Here is a 17,226-nt window from a genome sequence, read left to right as displayed (position 1 = left end):
CCGCCGCCCAGAGCGCCGCACCCGCGATGGTCTCGGGTAGCGGCAGCGGCAAGGCCGCCTGCCCACAGCGCCGGATCAGCAAGGCCGCCGTCCTGGCCTCCAAGCCGATCCCGTCGGCCGCTTCGGGCACCAGGGCCAGCGGCAGACCGCTGTCGTTAAGCGCCCTCCAGAGATCCGCGGGCCAGGCCGCGTCGTCCACGGCACCGTCGCAGGCCGCCAGCACTTGCGGCGAGAGATGCTGGGCCAGCAGCCGCTCGAATTGATCGAGGACGATGTCGGCGACCTCGTCGGCCGCCCCATCCTGTGCGTGGTTGGTCGTGTTCATCGCAAGCCCAGTCCCCGCGCGATGACCCCGCGCAGAACCTCGCGGGTGCCGCCGCGCAGGGTGAAGGAGGGCGCCCGCAGGGTCACGCCGCCGAGCGCCTCACGGAACGGCTCGCCCTGCGCGGTGAGGCTCGGCTCAACCGGCACGAGCCGCCGGGCGATCTCCGGCACCGCGCGCTCGAAGCTGTTGCCGACATCCTTCACGAGCGCCGCCTCAACGCCAGGGACGACGCCCTTGTCGAGGAGCCGGGCCACCGAGGCCGACATGCCGAGGAGCGCGGTGAGCTGCGCCACCATCCGGCCGGTCTCGACCGCCTGGAACCGGTCGGGTTCCGGCCCGATCCGGTCGACGAGTTCGACGAGCAGCCGGTAGTCCGACAGGAAGCGGTCGGGCCCCGAGCGCTCGAAAGCGAGTTCCTCCGTGACGAGCCCCCAGCCCTCGCCCTCCGCGCCGACCATCATGGCGTCCGGGACGCGGTAGTCGGTGAAGAACACCTCGTTGAACTCGTGGTGGCCTGACAGGTCGAGGATCGGTCGCACCGTGACCCCGGGAGCCGCCATGTCGATGATGAACTGGGTCAAGCCGCCGTGCCGGTCTGGTCCGGGCTCACCGGTCCGGACCAGGGCGAGCAGGTAATCGACCTGATGGGCGTTCGTCGTCCAGATCTTGGAGCCGTTGATCAACCAATCGTCGCCGTCGCGCGCCGCGCGGGTGCGCACGGCGGCGAGGTCCGAGCCCGAGTTCGGCTCGCTCATGCCGATGCCGAAGGCGCATTCGCCGCGGCAGATCCGCGGCAGGATCGCCCGCTTGGCCGCCTCGGAACCGTGCCGCAGGATCTGTGGGCCAGACTGGCGGTCGGAGATCCAGTGCGCCCCGCAGGGCGCGCCGGCCGCCAGCATCTCCTCGGTGACGACGAAGCGGACGAGGCCGGACCGCTCATGGCCACCATACGCTTCCGGCATGGTCAGGCCGATGAACCCGGCCGCCCCGGCACGTCGGCTGAAGCCGGCGTCGAAGGTCGTCCACGAGGTCCGATGTGGCACGAAGTGCCCCGCCGCCAGTTCAGCGTCGAGAAAAACCCGGACGGCCGCACGGGCCGCCTCGGCCTCGGCCGGGAGCGGTTCGGCGCTGAAGCGGAAGCTCTGCATCTCTGCTCCGTGGTCTGTCAGATCAGGGGCTCGCCCGTATGGCTCGCTCAGCTTCCGTCGCGTTCCTTGAGGCCCGGAAAGAAGAGCTCTTGCCAGTCGGTCGGCACTTTGCGCAGGAGCCCCTGCGCCGCCATCGCCTTGGCAAGGTTGACCATGTCTTTCGGGGCCACGCCGTAGACGAGGGACCCGTCGGTGAGGGTCGACTCGACCTGGGCCTGATCGATCTGCACCTGCTCTGAAGCCAGGTAGATCGCCGCCGCCCGCCTCGGGTCGCTGCGGATGAGCGAAACCGCGTCCTCCATGCCGGCGAGGATGGCCTGCGTCACCTTGGGATTGGCGTCGACGAAGCCCTGCTTGGCGTTCAGGGTCGCGGCGGTAGGGTCACTGTCGCCGATCAGACCGGTGGAGGTCATGATCGCCCGGAGCTTGGGATCCGCCCGTAGGATCTGGGTGAAGGGTGGCGTCGAGAAGTAGCCGGCGATGCCTTGCCCGGCGCGCATGGCCGCGGTGGCGTCGGGGTGGGGCAGGCTCACCATCAGAGTATCCGCCTTGGCCGGATCGCCGAGCTGCCGGGCTGCGGCCACCCGCAGCAGGATAGCCTGCGGCGAGTTGAAGGCTGGGACCGCGATTTTGTCGCCAAAGGTAAAATCCTTCAGCGCGGTAACGCCCTGCTTGCCCGTAAACAGCGTGTAGACGACTGAAGTGAGGGCGCAGAGACTCTTGATCTGCTGACGACCGCGGGTCTTGTCCCAGGCGATCAAGGCGCCGGTCGCGCCGAGTGTGCCCAGCTCGATGCTGTCGGAAAGCAGTGCGTCGTTCATCGCGGCCGAGCCACTGAAGCGGCTCAGCGTGACCGACAGCCCGTCGAGGCCTGCCGCCTTGGCGCGCTTATCGAACAAACCTTCGTTCTGAGCGATCATTACCGGCAGGTAGACGAGGCCGTATTGCAGGCCGATGCGGACCGTGTTCGTCTCGGCGAGGGTCGGTCCGCTCAAAGCGGACAATAGCAGCGCCACGGAGACGAGACGCGCGGCGACGGCCGCGAGGCGGATCGACATCGGCATTCCTCCCGAGCAGAGCCGCCCTTGGCGCGCGGTCTCAGCACGTCCGGACAGCATCACTGTCCGGCGCTCGCCCTCGAGTAGGACAGAGCCGGGATTGGTCTTCAACCGTCATCGTGGATCTGCTGAGCGATATCACATCTGTGATGGAGCGGCGGATGATTCGCACTATACGTCGTCGAGCGCGGATGCGGTGATGCATTCATGACGGCAGCTGGACCCAAGCGGCCCGTACTCCATTCACGATGATTGGACATGCCATGAGATCGCGCCGCAAACGCCATGTTCGTTCGAGTTGCGGGCGACTCAGATGATTGCCGGGCGGGCAGCCTATTGGTGGGCTTCACGGCGCGCGGATATCACGTTCGAGGCCGTTCACAGCCTCCTCGCACTACCGGCCTGGAGCCGGGTATGATTGCCCCCGACCGCTTCACGCCTCGGGTAAAGACCGGAGCGGGTTCGAGCACGGACCTCTTGGTCAGGGCCGATGCAGTCGGTCCCTCCTTGGCTTTCGTGAAGTCCGCGGGCCGCGTGCTTCAGATCCTGGAGCTGTTCGACGAGCTTCAGCGCGAAGCTCGGGTCTCGGAGATTGCCGAACGCCTAGGCTTTCCGCAATCCTCAACCTCGATGCTTTTGAAGAGCCTGGCCCAACTCGGCTATCTCGATTACGACGCCGACAGCCGCAGCTTCCTGCCGTCGCCGCGGGTCGCGCTGCTGGGCGCGTGGCTCGACAAGGGGCCGGTGCGCGACGGTAGTCTCGTGCGCATGCTCGAGCATCTGTCCGAGTGCACGGGCGGCACGGTGATCCTAGCGGCACGCAACACCATCTACTCGCAGTACGTCCACGTGTTGCAGGCGCAAACCGCGATGCGCTTTCACGTCCCACCCGGCACGCGCCGACTTGTGGTGTGGTCGGCGACCGGCACCGCGCTTCTCGCCGGGATCCCGGATGCCGAGATCGGCCCACTCGTACGGCGCACGAACGCGGAGGCCCCGCCCGAGCAACCCCCGATTCAAGTCGCAGCCGTCTTGGCCAACGTGGCCCGTTTGCGGCAGGACGGCCATTTCTTCTCGCATGGCCTCGTCACGTCCGGCGCCGGGTCGATCGCGGTGCCACTACCCAACCGCATCGACCGCAAGGGCCGTCCCCTCGCCGTCGCGGTCTCAGGACTGCTCGAGGAATTCGAGCGACGGGAGGCACAGATCGTCGCGCTGATTCACGATGCGATCGCACGTTTCCTCGTACACATGGACTAGGACGATGAATCGGCATATCCGCGGCCAGTCAGGGCAGGGGGCGATTGCGCCGTGGCAGCTCGTTCTGAGTGAGGCGGCGTGACGACCACTCCGTTAGCTTCAAGATCATCTGCTCCCTCCTGTGCGGCCGATAGGCTGGGGCCATCACCGACCGGACCTATCGCTCAACCTTAGGCACGTATCTCGGCCTCCTGAGCAGGGCCGGGGCACCGCCATCAAGATGGTGGTGCGAGGCACAAGACGCGGTGCGGTCCAGGGACGGTCGCGTAGTTCGGTCTGGCTCATCCACGGAAAGGCCGATTATCGTGATCTCACGCCGTCTTCTCCTAGCATGTCTAGCCCTCGCCCCGACATCGAGCCGGGGTCAGGAGGGCGCAGCGAACAGCCCTATCGTGCTTGGCACGGCAACGCCGGGAGGCTCGTTCCCCGCCTTCGGTCGCGCGCTCGTCGCAGCGGTCAACGAGGTTGATCCCGCTCTGACGATCGAGCCTCGCATCACGAAGGGCTCGACCGAGAACCTCGCACTGCTGCGGGAAGGCAAGCTCGATCTGGCCCTCGTGCAGGGCGAGTACGCTTTCGACGCGTTGAATGCTCAGCCACCTTCCGGACCCGGCCTGACCGTCGTCGCCCCGATCGACGCATCGCCCGGGTTGTTCGTGGTCCCGACGGCCAGCTCAATCCACAGCGTGGCGGACTTGCGCGGGTGCGCCGTCGCGCTCGGCACGCGCGCCTCCGGCTTTACGCTGATGGGGCGTACCGTGCTCCTGGGTTCAGACATCGATCCCGAGCACGACATCCGCCCGATCCTTCTCGACGATGCCGGCGACGGCGCCGTTCAAGTCCGCGATGGCCGAGCGGCTGCCCTGTGGGGCGCGAGCCTCGGCTGGCCGGGCTTCAAGACCCTCGCGGACGCGCCCGGCGGCGCTCGGTTCTTCGGCCCGGCGCCGGAAGCAGTCCCGAAGATCCTCGCGCTCCGCTCGTCGCTGCGACGCCTGACCGTCCCGGCGGGCTCGTTCAAGGGACAGGACGCGGCGATCGAGACCGTCGGCTCTTGGAGCTTCATTCTAGGCCGGCCAGGGCTCGATGACGCCTACGTCTCGCGCCTCGTGCGGGCGATCGATCAGGGGCGGAACACGCTGGCGCGCCACTATGCACAGGGACACGAGAGCGATCCGCGCAACCTGGTCTCGAACGTGCCGGCCGCGTGGCTGCATCCGGCGACCGCAATCTATCTGCGGGAGATCGGCGCCGTTCCGCAGTGAGCCCCGCGGAGCCTTCCCGGCCGCAGTCTCTCGCGTAGCACTGCGAGGACCCGGCCCTAGCCAGCACCTCTGACCCTTTTAAGGGGCAACAGTGAGGGGGTACCGTTGCGGCGTTCCTGGTGTCACTATGACTTAAGGGTTTGTGCTGACGCACCAGGCTCACCAACAGCTTTGGCGGCCAAGTTCTTGAGATAACGATCGACTTCGGTATGATCGGCGGCGGGGCCCAGCTGTTCCAGAGCGCGGCGGGCGAATGCGACGACGTCTTGGGAAAAGGGTGCGGGCCGCGCCAGCTCTTTGGCGAGATCAACCGCGATACCGATATCCTTGGTCATGAGCGCGAGCCCGAAGCCCGAATTGTAGGCTTCCGTGATGATAAAGGGCTTGAGCTTGTTCTCAGTAGAGTTGTTGCGGCCGGTGGAGACGTTGAAAATATCCGTCATCAATTCTGGGTCGAGGCCAAACGCAGCGCCGATCTGCACCGCCTCGCAGGCGGCGATCAACCCGGCGGCAGAGACGTAGTTGTTGAGCGCCTTCATGGCATGCGCTGAACCCAAGGCGCCGGTTCGGAACATGGAGCCGCCCATCGCGTCCAGGACGCCCGTGATGCGCTCGATCACTGCCGGCTCACCGCCTGTCATGATGGACAGAGTACCGGCGACAGCTTTCTTCACACCGCCCGAGACCGGCGCATCGACGACATCGATCCCAGCCCCCGCCAGTCTCTCCCCGAGCGCTCGGGTCGAGAGTGGTGCCGAGGAGCTCATCTCGATCAAGACCGTGCCCCGGGTCATCGCCGTGCCGACCGGATCGGTATCGTCGAGAACCACGCGGCGCACGGTATCGCCATCGGGCAACATGGTGATCACCGCCGCCGCGCCCGCCGCCGCTGCCGCGGCGGACGTACATGCCGTGCCGCCAGCGCCGACCAAGTTGTCGAGGGCCTGCTCTGCTGGATCGTAGCCGCGCACGGCGTAGCCGGCCTCGATCAGTCGTACGGCCATCGGAAGTCCCATCTTACCCAGGCCGATAAACCCGAGCGTCGCGGGTGGCATGATCTTGTGGTCCGCCATCGTTCTCTCCTCCATGGATGTGATGTTCGTCAGCCGGCAGCCCGGATCGCCTCGAGTGCCCGCGTGAAGTAAGGGCGGAACAGGTCCGGGTCTTCGGACATCGGGAAATGCCCGAGGTTTGGCATCTCGTGGAAGCTACTGCCCGGCATGAGGGCCGCGAGCGCCGCACCATCGTCGGTGGTGGCCGAGTAATCGTAGGTCCCGGTGAGGAGGTGGACCGGAAGCCGGCCCGCATCGATTCGCGGCGCGATCCGGGCCCCGTCGAACTCGTCGCTGTAGAAGGCCAGATCACCGGTATAAACGCCCGGCCCACCCTGCGCGTAGATCCATGCGGCGCGCCGCCGCCACGCTTCCGGGCTGGTTGGGCTCATCAAACCGCGCACGTAGGCGCTGTTGTGCATTCCCCCCGAGACGGCCGCATGGGCGAGATAGGGGTTGCGGCGCCCCGATGAGCGCAGCGGCGCTTCCAGAGCGATGACTCCCCGCAGCAGGTCGGGGCGGTCGGCAGCGACCGTGAGGGCGATCGCCGCACCCATCGAGCAGCCGACCAGAATCGCTGGCGCCGCCACAACGGTCTCCAGAAACGTCGTGACCCACGAAGCGTAGCGTACGCTGTCGAGACGGTACGCGCCCCCGTCCCAATCCAGGGGTGGCAGCGATCGCCCGTGAAAGGGGCAATCGAATGCCAGGAGCTTCCAGTCCCTCGCCAATGCCACGTCCGACAGCAACGCGCCGTACTGCCGCGAATCCGCCCCGGCGGTGTGCAGGAATACCACCGGTGACCCAGAGCCCGCCGTCTCGAAAAAGACCTCGCACGGCCCCTCCTGAGTGATCAGGGACACGTAGCCTCCGATCACCTGGCCCATGTCCCGGGCGACCGGCTGAGGCGGCGAACCACCGGTGGTGACTGGCCCGACCACCAGCCGCAGGACCTCAAGCAACCGTTCCAGGGCCGGGCGCGCCTGGGCCACCCGCAATGGGTCGCCCGACACGGTCGCGTCGGGATTTGCCAGTTGCAGGGCGGTAAAGGACTGGTGCCGCGGCGGCGGCACCCGCGCCAGGGCGGCCTCCCAAACGGCCGGCGGCGCGGTCAGAGCGACGTCGACAACGCCGCCGGCGGAATCACACCATCGCGTCGGCGTATCCGGCGCGAACACGAGGTCGACCGCCGCGTCGCCGCACGCGAGCTGGACGCGCGCGTCCAGGCCACGCGCCGACGCCCGCAACTCGGGATCGTCTAAAGCGTGGGGGAGGCGCGCTGTCAGCGTCGCGATAAAATCCAGCATCTCGGTCCCTCAGCCCGTTGCCCAGGAGGCAGCCAAACGCACCGCCCCCTCGGCCGGATGGTCATTTGTTCTGACGGCAGCCTGGAAAGGGAGATGGGACATCCGGCGCTCAGATCCCGAGATAGGCGGTTCGCACCTGCGAGTTGGTCCGCAACATCTCCGCGGTCCCCTCGATCACAATGCGACCAGCCTCCAAGACGTAGCCCCGGCTTGCGACATCAAGGGCGAGCGCCGTGTTCTGCTCCACCAAGAGGATGGCGGTTCCCTGGGCGTGTATGTCGGATAGGGCTCGGTGCAGTTCCTCGACGATGATCGGCGCGAGTCCGTGGCTTGGCTCGTCGAGAATCAGCAGACCCGGGGCGAGCATGAGCGCGCGCCCGAGGGCCACCATCTGCTGCTCGCCCCCCGACATCGAGCCGGCGCGCTGCCTGCGCCGCTCGGCGAGCCGGGGGAAGAGGGCGTAGACCGTCTCGATCCGCTCGCTGAGGCTCGGTTCCCGCCGCCGGCTGAACGCGCCGAGCCACAGATTCTCCTCGACCGTCATGTCACCGAAGACGTGACGCCCTTCGGGCACGTGGGCGATGCCGAGCGCCGGCACGGCGTGGGCCGGCATAGACATCAGGTCGGTGCCGCAAAAGCTGATGGCCCCACGTGCCCGGGGCACGAGGCGGGAGATCGCCCGCAGAAGCGTGCTTTTGCCCGCGGTATTGGCTCCGATGACGCAGACGAACTCGCCCGCGCCGACGCGCAGGGAGACGCCGTGCAAAATGTCCGCCTTGCCGTAGCCGGCATGGAGGTCGCGCACGCTCAGGAGGTCGACGGCCTCACTCGGCATAGGCGCGCCCAAGATATGCGGTGACGACATCGGGGTGTCGAACGATCTCGTCTGGCGAACCCACCGCCAGCAGCCGGCCGAAGCTCAGCGCGACGATGCGGTCGCACAGCGCCATGATCGCCTTCATGTGATGCTCGACCACGATGACGGTGAGCCCGTCCGCACGCAGTGCCCGGATCAGGTCCATCATCTCCGCCATCTCCACGGCGTTCAACGCCGCCATGACCTCGTCGAGCAGGAGCAACTTCGGCTCGGTCGACAGGGCACGGGCGACCTCGACGCGGGCGCGTTCGGGAAACGAGAGATCGCCCGCCCGTTTGTGCGCGATACTGGCGAGCCCGACGCGCTCCAGGCAGGCGAGCGCGCGGACGCGTGCCTCGGGCAACGGGTGGTGCAGCAAAGCGCCGATGACGACGTTGTCGAGAACGTCCGTGTCCATGAACAGCGCGACGTTCTGGAAGGTTTTGGTCAGACCGAGCCGTGCGATCCGGTGGGGTTTGAGCCCGACGAGATTCCGGCCCTCCAGCTGGATCGTCCCGGCATCCGCCCGGTGCAGGCCGACCAGTGTCGAGAACAGGGTGGTTTTCCCGGCGCCATTCGGGCCGATCAGACCCAAGATCTCCCCACGCCGGACCTCAAAGCTCACATCCTGAAGCGCCTGCAGCCCGCCGAAGCGCTTGCCGACGCCGCGCAACTCCAGGATCGGGCTCATCGGCGTGCCCGGCGCGGTCACTTCGGTGCATCCACGGCTGGGACGCGCCGGGGCCACCGGAAGACTGGACCGAAGGCGACGAGTCCGTGCGGCTGAATCATGATCACCGAGATCAGGATCACGCCGTAGACGAGGTTCGACAGTCCGGCGACCTGACCCGAGAGCAGTACGTTGGCGATCTCTTCCAACGACACGATCAGGATCGCACCGAGGATCGGGCCCGCTGCCGTACCGATGCCGCCTACAATCGCGATGAGGGCGATGCGCACCGAGATCGGCGCCGCACCGAACACCGCGTCGGGATCAAAGAAGAAGTTCATCTGGGCGTAGAGCGTCCCGAGCATCGCGGTCAACGCCCCGGAAATCACGGCCGCCTGGATCTTGATACGCGCGGTGTCGACGCCAACGACCTCGGCGGCGCTCGCGTCCTCTCGCACGGCGCGGAGTCGGTAGCCGAAGGCCGAGCGGCGGATGCCGACAAACACCGCCGTCACCCCCACGAGTGCGGCGAGGTTCAAATAGTAGAACGGGAGCGTGCCCTTGAAGCTCAGCATCCACAGCCCCGGCGCAGAATAGGGAACGGAAATGCCTACGGGGCCGCCGGTCAGGCCGGTCCAGGCGTTGGCGACGACGCGCATGACCTCCCCGAAGGCGAGGGTGGCGAGGGCGAAATAGTGGCCGCGCAGCCGCATCGTCGGGAGGCTGATCAAGGCGGCGGCGGCTCCCCCGAAGACGCCTCCGGCGAGCATCCCGAACCAGGGCGACAGACCGAAGTCGATCAGGAGTCGCGTCGAGGTGTAAGCACCGATCCCGAAGAAGGCCGCGTGCCCGAGCGAGATCTGGTTTGCGAGCCCCCCGACGATGTTCCAGCTCTGGCCCAGTGCCGCAAACAGGAACACCAGGGCGATGACGCGGATCGCGTAGCCGTCGCCGTCGAGCCCGAGCGGCACGATCAGCGCAACCGCGAGCGCCGCGGCGGGCACAAATCGCCGTGAGAGCGGAGATCGCGCTGAGAGCAGGGACGTGGCGAAGACGCTCATCGCGCCTTCCCCAGAAGACCCTCGGGGCGAACCGCTAGGACCGCGATGAACACCACGAACAGCACGAGGTTCTGAAGCTGGATCGGGAAGACGAGTCCCGAGAGCGATTGGATCACCCCGACCGCGAGGCCACCGACCACGGCGCCCGCCACGCTGCCCAGGCCACCGAGCACCACCACCGTGAACATCAAGACCGTGAACTGGCTGCCGACCGTGGGATAGACCGTCAGGTACGGCAGGATCACCGCGCCTCCGAACGCGGAGAGCCCGACACCGAGGCCGAAAGCGAGGCGACGCATCCGGTCGACGTCGATGCCCGACAACCGCGCCGCCATCGGGTCTTGGGCTGTCGCCCGCATCGCCCGGCCGAACCAGCTCACCCGCAGAAACCACCACAGCCCCAGGCCACTGAGTGCGGACATCGCGAAGGCGGCGAGATAGGGCACGCTGATGAACAGCGGCCCGAGCCGGAGAGCGGCGGTTTGGTAGGGTGTCGATACCGAGCGGAAATCTGAGCCGAAGGCGAGCAGCGCGGCGTTCTCCAGAACGATCAGCAAGCCGACTGTCAGGAAGATCTGCGCGACTTCGGGCGCACGCATCACCCGACGGACCAGCCAGTGCTGCACGGCGAGGCCGAGGAGAAAGACGAGTCCGAAGGCCAAGAAGGCGCCGATCAGCGGGTCGAGCCCGAGCTTGGCCCAGGCAAACCACGCGATGAACATGCCGAGCATGAGAAATTCGGCCTGGGCAAAGTTGATGATGCCCATCACGCCGAACACCAGCGTCAGACCGATCGAGATCACGGCGTAGACGCCGCCGATCATTATCCCGTCGAGAATGGCCTGGATGAGCGCCACGTCAGGCTTTCCAGACCGGCTGAGCCTTGGCGAACTGCTCCGGCCAAACGGTGACGGGCTCCTTGCCCCGCCATTGCACCATCAACGGCTCAGCCAACGTGTTCAGACCGGCCGCATCGAATTGGACGGCCCCTCCGGTCATCACCTTGGTCCAGCCGCCATCGAAACGCGTGCCGTGTAGGGCATCGCGCAGGGAGGCCGGGTCCGACTTGCCGGCCTTCTCCAAGGCCTGCGCTAATACGTCGAGGCAGACCGCGTGCTCCAGCGCCTCGTGCACCATGAAGTAGCCGTAGCGCTTGCTGAACGCGTCGGTCAGTGCAGGATCCTGGTCCCAGCTTGCGGGGCTGATCGAGAGAATGCCCTCCGCGTACTCGCCGAGACCGCTCTTGAAGTCCGGAATGACGTAGCCCGCCGCGCCGCCGATCGCCGGGATGGTCAGCCCTTGCTGGCGCATCACCCGAATGATCTGCAGGCTGTCGTTGAGGTAGGAGACCGGAAACACCGCCTGGGCACCGGATGTGCGCAGCTTATTGATCAGCGGGGTCACGTCGGTGATGCCGAGCGGGTAGCCCTCGTCCATCACGACCTGCACGCCGGCCTTCGCCGCAGCCTTGCGCAGCCCGCCGGCCTGAGATGTCCCGTAGGCGGTATCCTCGAACAGGATCGCGACCTGCTTCAGGTCGGTCCCGGCCTTTTTCGCGATCGCAAGCGTTCCATCGAACTGAGCTGCGCCGATCATGGAAGCCTTGGCGACGACCTGAAACACGCTCTTGAAGCCGCGTTCGGTGATCTGGTCCGAGAACGACATCGTCAGGAACGGGATATCGCGTCGCTCCGTCACTTCGGAAATTGCGAGTGTCAGCGACGACGCAAATGCGCCGAGGATCGCCGAAACTCGGTTCTGGGTGATCATGCGCTGCGCGACTGTCGCGGCCTGCGTCGGCGTCGAGGTGGCATCCGCCACGACGAGTTCAATCCGAGCGCCGCCGAGGCTCTTGATACCGCCGGCCGCGTTGATCTGATCTGCAACGAGCTGGATGCCATTCCGGGAATTGACCCCGAACTGAGCATTCGCTCCGGACAGGGGCAGAATAACCCCAATGCTAACCGCTGAAGCAGCCTGCGCGCTCTGGATCAGGAAGGGCGCCGCGACCGCTCCGCCCAACGCGCCAACCAACTGCCTCCGGTCGAGCCGCAAACGCCGATCTCCGGCGGCATTGTCCGACATTGTGGTCCTCCCAGTGGTCCGTGTTCGGCCCATCGTTGACCGGCACACTGTCAAACCGGTCGCAGCGCGTCAATCGACACTCCGTCAATCTGATTGTAAGACAGTATGGATTGTCGACTGCAGAGGCTCGCGTCCGCGGGGTAGCACGGTGGTCACATTTGGGTTGGGGCTTGCCTCTGGCGTTTCGCCAACACGCTGACCCACGGGGCAGACCCAGAGGCCCACGATCACACGAATTTAAGGCCCAGCCTGGCGGCTCTGTTTCAGGCGAGGAAGGGGGGTTGAGAGAACGATGACCTACGAAGTCCTTGCGATCCGTTACGCCACCCATGCCAGATTTGCGCACGAAAACTTCATTTTCCCGCCCGATGCCAGCCGAGACGCGCACGATACGCCAATGCCGATGGACTATTTTGTTTGGTTGCTGCGCTCCGACGAGCGAACGATCCTCGTCGATACGGGCTTTGGCGAGGCGGAAGCCCGTGCCCGGGGCCGGGTCCTGCTGCAGCACCCGAGCGATGCGCTGCGTGCGGTCGGCGTCGAGCCAGGAAGCGTCACCGACGTCATCATCACGCATCTGCACTACGACCACGCGGGCAATCTGGCGGCGTTTCCCGCAGCAAGATTTCACCTCCAGGACGCGGAGATGGCCTACGCCACCGGCCGCTGCATGTGTCACGGCCGGCTACGCAACGCCTTTGCGGTCGAAGACGTGGTTGAGATGGTCCGGCGGGTCTACGCCGGCCGGGTGCGCTTCACCGACGGCGACGCAACGCTCTTTCCCGGCGTGTCGGTGCACCTCGTCCCAGGCCACTCCCGCGGCTTGCAATGCGTGCGCGTCGAGACCGTCCGGGGCGCCGTCGTGCTGGCCTCCGACGCCGCGCACTATTACGCCAATATGGAGACCGGAAATCCTTACCCGATCGTCGTTGACGTGGCGGCGATGGCCGAGAGCTGGGCGCGCCTCCATGAACTTGCCGAGAGCAAAGCGCATATCATTCCGGGACACGATCCACTGGTGATGGCGCGCTATCCACGCCTCGACCGGCCTGACGTCGAGGCCGTTCAACTTCACGTGCCGCCATCTGCCTAGTGTTCACGGACATGCAGTCCATACCGAGCCCGTATCGGCGCGGAGGCGCCGATGGGAATGCTGCAATCCAGCGCGATTCCCCGCTGAGCGACCGGTGCTGTGAAACGATGTCACGCGAGACTAGAAATCGCTGTCGCGCCGCGAGCGCGACCTCCGACTGAAGCACCGATCGCATTTGTCTTATTGACATACAGTATGCGATTGCGGACTGTTCGAACGGTCTGTGGTGTGGAGCGGGTGTGATGGCTGAGAGCGAACAGTTCGAGAAGGGTTTGGCGGTGCGGCGCGCCGTACTCGGCGCAGAATACGTCGATGGCGGGCTCGCCAAGGCCGACGATTTCATGATGGCGTTTCAGCGCATCACGACCGAGTGGTGCTGGGGCTACGCCTGGACGCGCGACGGCCTCGATCGGCGCACGCGCAGCATGCTCAACCTCGCGATGCTCACCGCGCTCAGCAAGCCAGCTGAGTTGAAACTTCACGTGAAGGGCGCGCTCGCCAACGGCGTCTCCGTGGAGGAAATCAAGGAAATCCTGCTTCACGCGACCGTCTATTGCGGCATCCCTGCGGGCCTCGATGCCTTCAAAGCCGCACACGAGGTGCTGAAGGCTGAGGGCGCGGTTTCGGGTGAGCCCGTCGGGCCCGCCTGATCGTGGCGGCCGTGGATGTCGCGCTTTGCGGCCATTCACGGCACATACGTCGCCTGAGCATCGAGCTCCCCTCCCGGCAGGCGATCAGACCGGGGCACGCGCTCGCTCTCAGTCGCTGCCAGATGGCCCACTCAAGGGGATGTCTCGCTGCGCTCGCAGGATCCGAAGCGCTACGTCTGCTGCCCGTTGCACGTGCTCACGGCACGCAATGAATGCCTCGTTGGGATCGCGTCGCTCGATCGCCTCGACGACCCGCCGGATCTCCTTGATCGTCCAAGGCAGGCGCCCTGGATCCGACAACGACATCGCGCGCAGTTGCATATTGCGGTTCATCAGCTGCTCAAGCATGCGGGCGACGTAGGCATTGCGCGCGCCCTTCAGCAGCCCTCCGTAGAACCGTTGCTTGATCGCAAGCAGGGTCTCCCGCTCAGTGTCTGGCCCGCAGCGCGCGAGCTCCTCGAAGACCTCTCGCAACGCACGGCGCTCCTCGTCGGTCGCACGCAACGCGAACCCTTCACCGGCCAACGCCTCCAGTACGCTGCGTAGCTCGTAAATCTGCGAGGCTTCCTCGACGGAGAGATGCGCGACGAACGGGCCGCGGTTGGGCTGCACCGTGACCAGCCCCTCCGCCTCGAGCAGCCGGACGGCCTCTCGCACCACGCTACGACTGGCCCCCGTCAACTCGCAGAGTACGCGATCGGACAGGTGCTCCCCGGGCAGGAAGCGCCCGCTCACGATCGCCGAGCGAAGCCCCTCCTCGACCTGCCGCCGCATGGGCGTGGGGACTACCCGCAGAGTATCACTCATCGACATTCAATCCGTCACAGTGCGCTACGATGCCTGGGTGGGGAGTACGGGTCCAGGCGTGCCATCCTCTTCGACGGGCCACGGGGTCAAATATCCTTCGTTTCCAATGGCTGACACGTAGCGATTGTCTACAGGCCGCCTCACATCACAACGAGGTGTCGGATCACCTCGCCTCGGTCGAGCCGGTCGAATGCCGCGTTGATATCAATCAACGGTCCCCTGCTCGATAAAAGCCGCGTCACCGGCAAGCGACCTTGACGCCATAGGTCGATGAAGCGGGGGATATCGCGGGAGGGCACACAGCTGCCCATGTACGAGCCCTTGATGACCCTCTCCTCGCCGACGAGAGCCAGCGGCGGGATCTGGAACCGTTGGGCGGCATTCGCCAGTCCCGCCGTCGCTGTGGTGCCGCCGCGGCGTGTGACATTCAGCGCAAGATCGAAGGCCTGAACCGAGCCCGCCATCTCCACCGCATAGTGGACCCCGCCCCCCGTTAGGTCCCGGACGGCCTCGACGACGTTGGGCGCATCAGCCAAGAACACATCCGTCGCGCCGATCTCGCGCGCTACGTCAAGTTTGGCCGGCGAAAGGTCGATCGCCACGATGCGATTGGCGCCGCACGCCACCGCTCCAAGCACGGCCGAGAGTCCGACACCACCGAGTCCGACGACGGCTACGCTCTCGCCGAGGCGCACTGCGCAAGTGTTCACGACGGCGCCCACGCCCGTCATGACCGCACAACCGAACAAGGCAGCCTCGACGAGGGGGATATCTTGGCCTATCCGCACGACCGAGCGCCGTGAGACGACAGTATGCTCGCCGAAGGCCGAGACACCGCTGTGATGATTGAGCTCGATGCCGTCGCAGTGAAATCTCCGCGCCCCGGACAGCAGCGTACCGCGCCCGTTTGCTGCATGCCCCGGTTCGCACAGTGCCCCACGCCCCTCCGCACAGGGACCGCAGACACCGCAAGTCGGCAGGAACGACATCACCACATGATCGCCAACCGCAAGATCGTCGACGCCCGCACCGAGGCCGGCCACGACGCCTGAGGCCTCATGCCCGAGAGCCACCGGGACGGGCCGGGGGCGATCGCCGTTCATGGCCGAAAGGTCCGAATGGCACAGTCCGGCCGCTGCAACGCGCACCAGCACCTCTCCCGGCCCCGGATCGTCGAGTTCGATCTCCTCAATCGTCAAGGGCAAGGTCTGCGCATAGGGCTTCGCGCATGGCGTGGCGCGCAGAACGGCGGACCGAGATCTCACTGAGCCTCTCCTCGAGCGTATTGTCATACAGTCATACAGATGGTAGGTCAGTGTGAATAGCCGGAATCGGCGCTTCTCACGGGAGGGTCACCGATGGTGGCGGAACGCCGATACTTGACGCGTCGCACTGTGCTGGCCGGGGCGTCGAGCAGTTTGTGCATGCCGGCGCTGCTCACCGGGCAGGCCTCGGCGGCGGACCCGATCAAGGTAGGCGTCCTGAGCGACCTGTCCGGCTCACTGTCGGATTACAGTGGGCCGACTTGCATCATTGCGGCCCAGATGGCGGCCGAAGATTTTGGCGGCACAGTACTCGGCCGGCCGATTCAGATCATCTCAGCGGATCATCAAAACAAGGCGGATGTCGGCGCCGGCATCGCGCGACAATGGTTCGATGTGGAGGGCGTTGGCGCAATCGCCGATCTGCCGAACTCATCCGTCGCTTTGGCCGTCCAGCACCTTGCTGCGGATCGTGGGAAGATCACGCTCTTATGCGGACCGGCGAGCGGGCAACTGATGAACGAAGGCTGCTCGAAGACAGGTTTCCTCTGGGTTCTCGATACCTACTCCAACACTGTTGGCCCCGCCCGCATCCTCATGGATCAGGGAAAGACGACGTGGTTCCTGATCGTTGCCGACTATGCCTACGGCCATCAGATGCGCGCAGATCTGACCCGGAGCGTCGAGCGTGCAGGGGGACGAGTCTTGGGGAGCGCGCAGCATCCGACCGCCTCCCCTGATTTCTCGTCCTTCCTTCTGCAGGCGCAGGGATCAGGAGCGCAGGTTATCGGGCTTCTGAATGCTGGAAGCGATACGATAAATTGCGTCAAACAGGCGAACGAATTTGGAATTACATCTCACCAGAAACTATTTCTCCCGGGGGCGGTGATCAGCGACATACACGCCCTGGGCCTCGAGCAAGCCAAAGGTCTGCTGCTCATGACCGGCTTCTATTGGGATCGCAACGACGAAAGCAGGCTTTGGGGCCAGCGCTTTTTTCAGCGGGCCAAACGCATGCCCGGCCAGATCCAGGCCGGCGTGTATTCTTCCGTGCTCCACTACCTGCGCGGCATCGCGAAAGCTGGCTCCGACGACGGCCGGGTCGTTGCAGAAACAATGCGCGCCACGCGTGTCAACGACGTGTTCGTCAGCGATGGCGAGATCAGGCCGGACGGTCGGCTGATCCACGATTTCTACACCGTCGAAGTAAAATCCCCGAAGGAGTCGGCACGCCCCTGGGATTACTACAAATTAACCGGACACATCGCCGGCGGCGACGCGATGCAGCCCCTATCCGAGACCCGCTGCCCGTATCTGAAGAGCTAGGATC

The 17,226-nt window shown here is 65.8% G+C and carries 17 protein-coding genes; 5 read left to right on the top strand and 12 right to left on the bottom strand.

From position 1 onward, the window contains the following. From FV228_RS00685 to FV228_RS00675, 3 genes are all read right to left on the bottom strand, one after another. The coding region (locus FV228_RS00685; RefSeq protein ID WP_187277577.1) for an acyl-CoA dehydrogenase family protein at nucleotides 1-325 on the bottom strand (325 nt) is incomplete at its 3' end. Continuing rightward, nucleotides 322-1,473: an acyl-CoA dehydrogenase family protein gene (locus FV228_RS00680; protein WP_092044892.1), complete on the bottom strand. Its 1,152-nt coding sequence runs from the start codon at nucleotides 1,471-1,473 to the stop codon at nucleotides 322-324. The genes FV228_RS00680 and FV228_RS00685, both read right to left, overlap by 4 nt. Before the next feature lie 47 nt (nucleotides 1,474-1,520). Beyond that, the gene (locus FV228_RS00675) at nucleotides 1,521-2,531 is read right to left on the bottom strand and encodes an ABC transporter substrate-binding protein (RefSeq protein ID WP_246689957.1); all 1,011 of its coding nucleotides are present in this window, start codon (nucleotides 2,529-2,531) and stop codon (nucleotides 1,521-1,523) included. Nucleotides 2,532-2,945: 414 nt separating this feature from the next. Here FV228_RS00675 and FV228_RS00670 point away from each other — a divergent pair, with 414 nt between their 5' ends. After that, nucleotides 2,946-3,791 (top strand): helix-turn-helix domain-containing protein, encoded by an 846-nt coding sequence (locus FV228_RS00670; RefSeq protein ID WP_187277576.1) that lies wholly within the window; start codon nucleotides 2,946-2,948, stop codon nucleotides 3,789-3,791. 245 nt (nucleotides 3,792-4,036) lie between these two features. Next, complete coding sequence (locus tag FV228_RS00665; protein WP_348644992.1) at nucleotides 4,037-5,053, top strand: TAXI family TRAP transporter solute-binding subunit; 1,017 nt, start codon at nucleotides 4,037-4,039, stop codon at nucleotides 5,051-5,053. 125 nt (nucleotides 5,054-5,178) lie between these two features. Here the strand turns inward: FV228_RS00665 and FV228_RS00660 are convergent, their stop codons facing one another. The 7 genes from FV228_RS00660 to FV228_RS00630 all read right to left on the bottom strand — a co-directional run bounded on the left by FV228_RS00660 (nucleotide 5,179) and on the right by FV228_RS00630 (nucleotide 12,084). Next, nucleotides 5,179-6,126: an NAD(P)-dependent oxidoreductase gene (locus FV228_RS00660; protein ID WP_147852819.1), complete on the bottom strand. Its 948-nt coding sequence runs from the start codon at nucleotides 6,124-6,126 to the stop codon at nucleotides 5,179-5,181. A gap of 29 nt (nucleotides 6,127-6,155) precedes the next feature. Next, on the bottom strand, nucleotides 6,156-7,412 hold the full coding sequence (locus FV228_RS00655) for an alpha/beta hydrolase (protein WP_147852818.1): 1,257 nt from the start codon (nucleotides 7,410-7,412) through the stop codon (nucleotides 6,156-6,158). A gap of 109 nt (nucleotides 7,413-7,521) precedes the next feature. Next, nucleotides 7,522-8,247 (bottom strand): ABC transporter ATP-binding protein, encoded by a 726-nt coding sequence (locus FV228_RS00650; protein ID WP_147852817.1) that lies wholly within the window; start codon nucleotides 8,245-8,247, stop codon nucleotides 7,522-7,524. Then, nucleotides 8,237-8,980 carry an ABC transporter ATP-binding protein gene (locus FV228_RS00645; protein WP_246689956.1) on the bottom strand — a complete coding sequence of 248 codons (744 nt, stop codon included), beginning with the start codon at nucleotides 8,978-8,980 and terminating at the stop codon, nucleotides 8,237-8,239. Before FV228_RS00645 ends, FV228_RS00650 begins: the two co-directional genes overlap by 11 nt. After that, a complete protein-coding gene (locus FV228_RS00640; protein ID WP_147852816.1) occupies nucleotides 8,977-9,999 on the bottom strand; it encodes a branched-chain amino acid ABC transporter permease in 1,023 nt (340 codons plus the stop codon). The genes FV228_RS00645 and FV228_RS00640 overlap by 4 nt, the downstream gene beginning before the upstream one ends. Continuing rightward, complete coding sequence (locus FV228_RS00635; RefSeq protein WP_147852815.1) at nucleotides 9,996-10,856, bottom strand: branched-chain amino acid ABC transporter permease; 861 nt, start codon at nucleotides 10,854-10,856, stop codon at nucleotides 9,996-9,998. Before FV228_RS00635 ends, FV228_RS00640 begins: the two co-directional genes overlap by 4 nt. Nucleotide 10,857: 1 nt before the next feature. Continuing rightward, nucleotides 10,858-12,084, bottom strand: coding sequence for an ABC transporter substrate-binding protein (locus tag FV228_RS00630; protein ID WP_147852814.1), 1,227 nt, complete (start codon nucleotides 12,082-12,084; stop codon nucleotides 10,858-10,860). Nucleotides 12,085-12,376: 292 nt separating this feature from the next. Between FV228_RS00630 and FV228_RS00625 the strand changes: the two genes are divergently transcribed. Then, nucleotides 12,377-13,177, top strand: coding sequence for an N-acyl homoserine lactonase family protein (locus tag FV228_RS00625; RefSeq protein WP_147852813.1), 801 nt, complete (start codon nucleotides 12,377-12,379; stop codon nucleotides 13,175-13,177). 239 nt (nucleotides 13,178-13,416) lie between these two features. Then, entirely contained in the window at nucleotides 13,417-13,827 is a 411-nt protein-coding gene (locus FV228_RS00620; protein WP_243962296.1) for a carboxymuconolactone decarboxylase family protein, read from the top strand. Between the two features lie 108 nt (nucleotides 13,828-13,935). Here the strand turns inward: FV228_RS00620 and FV228_RS00615 are convergent, their stop codons facing one another. Together FV228_RS00615 and FV228_RS00610 are read right to left on the bottom strand one after the other, a co-directional pair. Continuing rightward, nucleotides 13,936-14,634 (bottom strand): GntR family transcriptional regulator, encoded by a 699-nt coding sequence (locus FV228_RS00615; protein ID WP_210247776.1) that lies wholly within the window; start codon nucleotides 14,632-14,634, stop codon nucleotides 13,936-13,938. A 140-nt stretch (nucleotides 14,635-14,774) separates the two neighbouring features. After that, on the bottom strand, nucleotides 14,775-15,899 hold the full coding sequence (locus FV228_RS00610; RefSeq protein WP_147852810.1) for a zinc-dependent alcohol dehydrogenase family protein: 1,125 nt from the start codon (nucleotides 15,897-15,899) through the stop codon (nucleotides 14,775-14,777). Between the two features lie 159 nt (nucleotides 15,900-16,058). Between FV228_RS00610 and FV228_RS00605 the strand changes: the two genes are divergently transcribed. After that, nucleotides 16,059-17,222 (top strand): ABC transporter substrate-binding protein, encoded by a 1,164-nt coding sequence (locus tag FV228_RS00605; protein WP_147852809.1) that lies wholly within the window; start codon nucleotides 16,059-16,061, stop codon nucleotides 17,220-17,222. Nucleotides 17,223-17,226 lie beyond the last annotated feature (4 nt).

This window comes from Methylobacterium sp. WL18 (genome assembly GCF_008040015.1).
Taxonomy (GTDB): Bacteria; Pseudomonadota; Alphaproteobacteria; order Rhizobiales; family Beijerinckiaceae; genus Methylobacterium; species Methylobacterium mesophilicum.
This window is presented reverse-complemented; position numbering and strand designations above follow the sequence as displayed.